Consider the following 4,448-nt stretch of genomic DNA (forward strand, 5'->3'; position numbering starts at 1 on the left):
CCTCCGTCACTTTTTCTCCCAGATATCCTTCTGCATCCGCCTTTAACTTCTGCAGAATCATGGCAGAAATCTCCTGGGGGAGAATACTTCTTGTCGTCGATGGCCACTTTGAAGTCAGACCCCATCTCCCTCTTAATGGAAGAGATCGTCCGTTCTGCATTGGTCACTGCCTGACGTTTTGCCGGTTCTCCCACCAGCCTTTCTCCCGTCTTAGTAAAGGCTACTACAGACGGTGTCGTCCTTGCTCCTTCTGTGTTGGCGATCACTACCGGCTGTCCGCCTTCCATTACTGCCACACAACTGTTTGTTGTACCCAAGTCGATTCCAATAATTTTTCCCATAACTAATTCCTCCTTAATTTGCTACTTTTACCATACTGTGTCGGATAACGGTTTCTCTATATTTGTATCCTTTTTGGAATTCTTCCACTACGACATTTTCACCCTGCTCTTCATCCTCCACATGCATGACTGCGTTGTGGAGATTGGGGTCGAAGGCTTCTCCCACGGCGGCGATCACTTCTACTCCCGCCTCCGACAGAGTCGTCATCATCTGTTTGTAGATCATTTCCATTCCCTGTACGAAAGGCTGATCCTTTTCCTCCTCCTTCACGGCGGAAAGTCCTCTTTCAAAGTTGTCTACCACCGGCAGGATCTTTTCCACGATGTCTCTGGCTCCGATCTCATACATCTGCGCCTTTTCCTTCTCGGTGCGTTTTCTGAAATTATCAAACTCTGCCATCTGTCTGGTGACCCGATCAGTCAGTTCCTCTATCTTTTCATCTTTTTTGTCTTTCTTTCCCTTTTTTTCTTCCTCATCGGAAGTCTGCCGGGGATCTGCGGCGTCTTGTCCCTTTTCCTCAGACGCGCCTTCAGGCTCCTGGCAGTCTGCCTGCCTCTCTTTTTCCGCGTCTTCACAGGATGCTTTGCCCGCTGCTTCCTTTGCTTCTTTTACTGCCTCTTTTACAATTTCTTCCTGGCTTTTGTCCTGCCTGTCTTTCACAGCCATTTTCCACCTTCCTATTCTTTTCTATGAAACATCTGATCCAGCTCCTGCTGCAGCCTTCGCATGGATTTTAGTACATGCTCATAATCCATACGCTTTGGTCCGATGATCCCTATCGTTCCTTTCATTCCGTCTCCCAGCTCATACGTTGCCGTAACCACACTGCAGTCCTTCATGGTCTGCACCGGCGCTTCTTCCCCGATATACACCTGGATCCCCGTGTTTTCTTCCTGGGACAGGGTCTGTGTCACAAGCTCCGTCAACTGCTGCTTTTCTTCAAAAGCGCTGATGATCTCCTGCGCGCTCTGCTTGTCGCTAAGTTCCGGATATTTGAAGATGTTGGTAGCTCCGCTGGTATAGATCTGCATCTCTTCCTCCAGTTGAATGGCGTCTGCTACTGCATCCAGCACCATCCCCACCATCTCTCCGTGGATCCCAGCCTGCTCCTTCAACCTTGCGATCAGTCCCAGATTGATCTCCTCAATGGCCATCCCATTTAAAGAGGTATTCAGGAGCATATTCAGCTTCAGAAGATTTTCATTGCTTAGCGGCTCTTCGATCTCTATGATCTTATTCTTGATGACATTGCCTCCCAGAACGATCACGGCGATCACATGGCCTTCATCTACCATGGACAACTGGATAAATTTCAACTTGTTGGCACTGTTCAGGGGCGTAGACACCATCGTAGCATAGTTGGTGTTGGCGGCCAGCGCTTTGGCTGCCTGCTTTAAAAGCTGTTCCATACGGTCGGCTTTTTCCAGCATCCGCTCCTGCATCTGTGTCAGCTCCTGCTCCTTTTCTTCCATGAGCATATCCACATACAAGCGGTATCCTTTATCCGAGGGGATACGTCCTGCAGACGTGTGCGGCTGAAGGATATATCCAAGCTCCTCCAGATCTGCCATTTCATTTCGTATCGTCGCAGAACTGAGATTCAGATCAGTATATTTGGAGATCGTCCTGGAACCTACCGGCTCTCCCGTCTCCAGATAGTTCTGAATGATGGCGTGCAGGATCCGGGTCTTTCGTTCGCTCAGTTCCTGATTCGGATGCACCGTCATGTATCCACCTCCTTTTCTTTATTAGCACTCAGAAAAATCGAGTGCTAACATCTTCGTTTATTAATGTAGCACTCGACCCTTCACTTGTCAACTATCTTTATACTTTTTTTATGATTTCAGCAGACTCAGCCCGGCTGAAAAAGGCGGTGAATAGTGGGAAGCTGGAGGCTATACGCAAATTCATCAAAAAGCGGTAAGTGAAATATAAAAAAAGTATAAAGATAGTTGACAAGTGAAGGGTCGAGTGCTACATTAATAAACGAAGATGTTAGCACTCGATTTTTCTGAGTGCTAATAAAGAAAAGGAGGTGGATACATGACGGTGCATCCGAATCAGGAACTGAGCGAACGAAAGACCCGGATCCTGCACGCCATCATTCAGAACTATCTGGAGACGGGAGAGCCGGTAGGTTCCAGGACGATCTCCAAATATACTGATCTGAATCTCAGTTCTGCGACGATACGAAATGAAATGGCAGATCTGGAGGAGCTTGGATATATCCTTCAGCCGCACACGTCTGCAGGACGTATCCCCTCGGATAAAGGATACCGCTTGTATGTGGATATGCTCATGGAAGAAAAGGAGCAGGAGCTGACACAGATGCAGGAGCGGATGCTGGAAAAAGCCGACCGTATGGAACAGCTTTTAAAGCAGGCAGCCAAAGCGCTGGCCGCCAACACCAACTATGCTACGATGGTGTCTACGCCCCTGAACAGTGCCAACAAGTTGAAATTTATCCAGTTGTCCATGGTAGATGAAGGCCATGTGATCGCCGTGATCGTTCTGGGAGGCAATGTCATCAAGAATAAGATCATAGAGATCGAAGAGCCGCTAAGCAATGAAAATCTTCTGAAGCTGAATATGCTCCTGAATACCTCTTTAAATGGGATGGCCATTGAGGAGATCAATCTGGGACTGATCGCAAGGTTGAAGGAGCAGGCTGGGATCCACGGAGAGATGGTGGGGATGGTGCTGGATGCAGTAGCAGACGCCATTCAACTGGAGGAAGAGATGCAGATCTATACCAGCGGAGCTACCAACATCTTCAAATATCCGGAACTTAGCGACAAGCAGAGCGCGCAGGAGATCATCAGCGCTTTTGAAGAAAAGCAGCAGTTGACGGAGCTTGTGACACAGACCCTGTCCCAGGAAGAAAACACGGGGATCCAGGTGTATATCGGGGAAGAAGCGCCGGTGCAGACCATGAAGGACTGCAGTGTGGTTACGGCAACGTATGAGCTGGGAGACGGAATGAAAGGAACGATAGGGATCATCGGACCAAAGCGTATGGATTATGAGCATGTACTAAAATCCATGCGAAGGCTGCAGCAGGAGCTGGATCAGATGTTTCATAGAAAAGAATAGGAAGGTGGAAAATGGCTGTGAAAGACAGGCAGGACAAAAGCCAGGAAGAAATTGTAAAAGAGGCAGTAAAAGAAGCAAAGGAAGCAGCGGGCAAAGCATCCTGTGAAGACGCGGAAAAAGAGAGGCAGGCAGACTGCCAGGAGCCTGAAGGCGCGTCTGAGGAAAAGGGACAAGACGCCGCAGATCCCCGGCAGACTTCCGATGAGGAAGAAAAAAGGGAAAGAAAGACAAAAAAGATGAAAAGATAGAGGAACTGACTGATCGGGTCACCAGACAGATGGCAGAGTTTGATAATTTCAGAAAACGCACCGAGAAGGAAAAGGCGCAGATGTATGAGATCGGAGCCAGAGACATCGTGGAAAAGATCCTGCCGGTGGTAGACAACTTTGAAAGAGGACTTTCCGCCGTGAAGGAGGAGGAAAAGGATCAGCCTTTCGTACAGGGAATGGAAATGATCTACAAACAGATGATGACGACTCTGTCGGAGGCGGGAGTAGAAGTGATCGCCGCCGTGGGAGAAGCCTTCGACCCCAATCTCCACAACGCAGTCATGCATGTGGAGGATGAAGAGCAGGGTGAAAATGTCGTAGTGGAAGAATTCCAAAAAGGATACAAATATAGAGAAACCGTTATCCGACACAGTATGGTAAAAGTAGCAAATTAAGGAGGAATTAGTTATGGGAAAAATTATTGGAATCGACTTGGGTACAACAAACAGTTGTGTGGCAGTAATGGAAGGCGGACAGCCGGTAGTGATCGCCAACACAGAAGGAGCAAGGACGACCCCGTCTGTAGTAGCCTTTACTAAGACGGGAGAAAGGCTGGTGGGAGAACCGGCAAAACGTCAGGCAGTGACCAATGCAGAACGGACGATCTCTTCCATTAAGAGGGAGATGGGGTCTGACTTCAAAGTGGCCATCGACGACAAGAAGTATTCTCCCCAGGAGATTTCTGCCATGATTCTGCAGAAGTTAAAGGCGGATGCAGAAGGATATCTGGGAGAAAAAGTGACG

4 protein-coding genes and 2 pseudogenes are annotated in these 4,448 nt (G+C 48.5%); 3 read left to right on the plus strand and 3 right to left on the minus strand.

Annotated elements, in window-relative coordinates:
- From FYJ34_RS11490 to hrcA (FYJ34_RS11500), 3 genes and pseudogenes are all read right to left on the minus strand, one after another.
- Window positions 1–341, minus strand: a pseudogene (locus tag FYJ34_RS11490) (Hsp70 family protein); the annotation flags it as partial.
- Window positions 342–354: 13 nt separating this feature from the next.
- Window positions 355–1,002 carry a nucleotide exchange factor GrpE gene (gene grpE / locus FYJ34_RS11495; protein WP_416389717.1) on the minus strand — a complete coding sequence of 216 codons (648 nt, stop codon included), beginning with the start codon at window positions 1,000–1,002 and terminating at the stop codon, window positions 355–357.
- A gap of 17 nt (window positions 1,003–1,019) precedes the next feature.
- On the minus strand, window positions 1,020–2,069 hold the full coding sequence (gene hrcA, locus FYJ34_RS11500) for a heat-inducible transcriptional repressor HrcA (protein WP_154478484.1): 1,050 nt from the start codon (window positions 2,067–2,069) through the stop codon (window positions 1,020–1,022).
- A 316-nt stretch (window positions 2,070–2,385) separates the two neighbouring features.
- On the opposite strand from hrcA (FYJ34_RS11500), the gene hrcA (FYJ34_RS11505) reads away from it, so the two are divergent.
- From hrcA (FYJ34_RS11505) to FYJ34_RS11515, 3 genes and pseudogenes are all read left to right on the plus strand, one after another.
- Complete coding sequence (hrcA, locus tag FYJ34_RS11505) at window positions 2,386–3,435, plus strand: heat-inducible transcriptional repressor HrcA (protein ID WP_154478484.1); 1,050 nt, start codon at window positions 2,386–2,388, stop codon at window positions 3,433–3,435.
- A gap of 11 nt (window positions 3,436–3,446) precedes the next feature.
- A pseudogene (gene grpE / locus FYJ34_RS15180) lies at window positions 3,447–4,099 on the plus strand (nucleotide exchange factor GrpE).
- Window positions 4,100–4,112: 13 nt separating this feature from the next.
- A partial coding sequence (locus FYJ34_RS11515) for an Hsp70 family protein (protein WP_154478927.1) occupies window positions 4,113–4,448 on the plus strand: 336 nt, incomplete at its 3' end.

The organism is Suipraeoptans intestinalis, assembly GCF_009696485.1.
Lineage (GTDB): Bacteria > Bacillota > Clostridia > Lachnospirales > Lachnospiraceae > Suipraeoptans > Suipraeoptans intestinalis.